The following is a 2,474-nucleotide window of genomic DNA, read 5'->3' as shown; positions in this document are numbered from 1 at the left end:
TAGTATTAGAGGCTAGAGAAGTAGATCGGTACAGGATGTTTGCTTTAATGGAAGGTGAGAAGATCGTTGCCGTCACGGGTTTTAAGCCGATGACTACTCTTTATTATGGGAGGTTTGTCTGGGTTTGTGACTTAGTTACAGATCAAAAGTGTCGATCGAGAGGTTATGGCGAAAAACTACTCTCTTATGTACATAAATGGGGAAAGGGAAATGGCTTTGAGAGTGTGGCTTTATCATCAGGGTTACAGCGCACAGATGCCCACAGGTTCTATATGGATAATATGGCATATGACAAAGTCAGTTACGTGTTTAAAAAATCATTAACCTAATGGGTGGGCTAAACAGCCGATGAAGATCCAATTGAATTCAGTAAGACGATTATTCTATCCATTTATAGGAGGAACACTTTATGGCAAAGTTGAAAAACTTCCATCAAGCCCTGGATTATAAAAAAGCTATGACTACGCATCTAGCAGACCTGAAAGATCAACACGCCAAAGGATTGATTACGGAAGATCGGATTTCAAACGCAGAAGGAAAACTGTTTCTGCATACTCAAACAGCCATGATAGAAGGCTCGATTAATTTGTTTCAAGCGGAAGAGAGTCACCAGACTTTCATTGAATACGGACTCGCTCAATTCGATGAAGAGCTGGATGAACTTTCGGATGAGATGAATGCATACAACGTTTCTGCGCCCATTCACTTGAAAAATGTCACCATAAAGCCTTTAGCTAACCCTGAAGTGAAGACAACTATGAGTGAGATGATTGTTTATTCTGATCAAGTTGTGGGCCTGTCTATTTCTTTTGATTGAAAAAATGAAGTGAGAATGAAGGGACTGAAGCTGAAGACCACTTGATGGTTTTCAGCTTTTTTACAATGTGACGATGTGGGTGAATGCGGAAGTTTTCTTAATAGTTGTATGACATGACTCTCTCCTTATTCAGGGGTTATATGTGTCATTGACACATATATAGCGCTGATATACTATGTAGCTATGGATACAAAAAATGACAAATGGCATACGCAATTAAGAAAAGGCACGTTCGAATTAGCGATTCTTTTACTATTAAAGAATGACGCGATGTACGGATATCAAATCACGAAGAAGTTACAAGAGGACAGTAGTTTTCCAATAGCAGATGGTTCCATCTATCCTATATTACGACGAATGAGCGCGAATGGGTGGATTAGTTCCTTTAAAGAAGAGCATGAGGGAAGGAGCAGAAAGTATTATTATCTAACCGATGCTGGAAAGGAAATTTCAGAGGATCGATGGAACGAGTTTCTAACGGTTTATTCGTTCTTAAACAACCTGCAAGCTGGAGGGGAGTAGAAACACATGAACAAAAGTCATACCGTTGAAGATTATGTAAGTCAGTTGGAATATAAATTACGAGAACTGCCAGCCGATGAACGACGTGCTCATCTGAATGAAATCAGGGACCACTTGATGGAATTGATCGCAGAAGAAGGAAAAACAGAACAGCAAATCGTTGACTCCTTTATGTCTCCTGAACAACTAAGTCGGGAAATTCTTCACGAGGAACAACATAGCAGGCAAAAGACAGAGTTTGCTATACCAGATTACTGGTATGGAGTTACGGTTATTTCCGTAATCGGTCCCTTTGGCGCATTAGCTCTTCCGCTGATTTTCGAGAATATAGACATCGGGTTATTTTTACCTTTTTTATTACAATTAATAGTGGGAACCAGTGTGCTGTTTGGTTACTATAAAAATAAAATGACGACGAAGAGAGGAGATATCCTTCGTAAATCAGGCAGAGTGATGGTCCCCGTGTTAGCGATCCCTTTTGGATTATTTTCACTACATATCATGCAGACTGGACAACTGGATACATTTAATGTTGCTTATCTTGCTTGTTATGTACTTGTGTGGGTGCTCACTTACTTTTCTATACGATCTCTATATCTGAACCATGTTAAGATAGTAGAATTATCCAGTTATTAGAGGTTATTGAATAACTGGATAACTATAAAACAGGAAAGCGATCATTCAAGATAGGGGGCAATCCTGAATAGGACAGCCTCCTTAATTCTATGGATTTAGCTTCGAATGATTACTCCTCCTTTAAGTCAAAATCATATAAGTAAGCCACTAATTTGTTAAAATCTTTATCAGAGGAACATTCAATCTGCAAATCAATAAAGGTCATGACCACTTCCTCATCATCAAACGGGAAATGGCTGCTATCTACGTTGCTAAGGATATCCCTATTGGAAAGTCCCTTACCTCGTAATACTTCAACGGCTTGCTGCATGGAAGATACTTCTGCCATTTTAAATGCCTCCTTGGTTAAATTTGTTCCTGCCTACTATTTTCCCATTATAGTCCGTTAGATAACTAGAATGGTTGAGAAAATTTGGGAGGACGACAAGGATTGCGAGTGATAAATCCTTGTATTTATTAATACTATAAAGGATGGATATTATCCTGCTTTCCGTGTTTA

At 38.9% G+C, this 2,474-nt stretch carries 5 protein-coding genes; 4 read left to right on the top strand and 1 reads right to left on the bottom strand.

The genetic code is table 11. The features are described 5' to 3' along the window. From WAM07_RS02515 to WAM07_RS02500, 4 genes are all read left to right on the top strand, one after another. Positions 1-329: GNAT family N-acetyltransferase (locus WAM07_RS02515; protein WP_422164499.1), on the top strand; the 329-nt coding region annotated here is incomplete at its 5' end. An 80-nt stretch (positions 330-409) separates the two neighbouring features. Continuing rightward, positions 410-817: a hypothetical protein gene (locus tag WAM07_RS02510; RefSeq protein ID WP_422164497.1), complete on the top strand. Its 408-nt coding sequence runs from the start codon at positions 410-412 to the stop codon at positions 815-817. Positions 818-1,000: 183 nt separating this feature from the next. Beyond that, positions 1,001-1,339 carry a PadR family transcriptional regulator gene (locus WAM07_RS02505; protein WP_089749869.1) on the top strand — a complete coding sequence of 113 codons (339 nt, stop codon included), beginning with the start codon at positions 1,001-1,003 and terminating at the stop codon, positions 1,337-1,339. Between the two features lie 6 nt (positions 1,340-1,345). Next, positions 1,346-1,975 carry a DUF1700 domain-containing protein gene (locus tag WAM07_RS02500; RefSeq protein ID WP_422164495.1) on the top strand — a complete coding sequence of 210 codons (630 nt, stop codon included), beginning with the start codon at positions 1,346-1,348 and terminating at the stop codon, positions 1,973-1,975. A 109-nt stretch (positions 1,976-2,084) separates the two neighbouring features. On the opposite strand, the gene WAM07_RS02495 is transcribed toward WAM07_RS02500, so the two are convergent. Then, the gene (locus tag WAM07_RS02495; protein ID WP_422164493.1) at positions 2,085-2,303 is read right to left on the bottom strand and encodes a hypothetical protein; all 219 of its coding nucleotides are present in this window, start codon (positions 2,301-2,303) and stop codon (positions 2,085-2,087) included. Positions 2,304-2,474 lie beyond the last annotated feature (171 nt).

The organism is Halobacillus sp., from assembly GCF_049282395.1.
Taxonomy (GTDB): domain Bacteria; phylum Bacillota; class Bacilli; order Bacillales; family Halobacillaceae; genus Halobacillus.
This window is presented reverse-complemented; position numbering and strand designations above follow the sequence as displayed.

What these genes read in the sequence shown, in the direction of transcription:
- WAM07_RS02510 (WP_422164497.1), top strand. Translation starts at nt 410, where the DNA reads ATGGCAAAGTTGAAAAACTTCCATCAAGCCCTGGATTATAAAAAAGCT.
- WAM07_RS02505 (WP_089749869.1), top strand. Translation starts at nt 1,001, where the DNA reads ATGGATACAAAAAATGACAAATGGCATACGCAATTAAGAAAAGGCACG.
- WAM07_RS02500 (WP_422164495.1), top strand. Translation starts at nt 1,346, where the DNA reads ATGAACAAAAGTCATACCGTTGAAGATTATGTAAGTCAGTTGGAATAT.
- WAM07_RS02495 (WP_422164493.1), bottom strand. Translation starts at nt 2,303, where the DNA reads ATGGCAGAAGTATCTTCCATGCAGCAAGCCGTTGAAGTATTACGAGGT.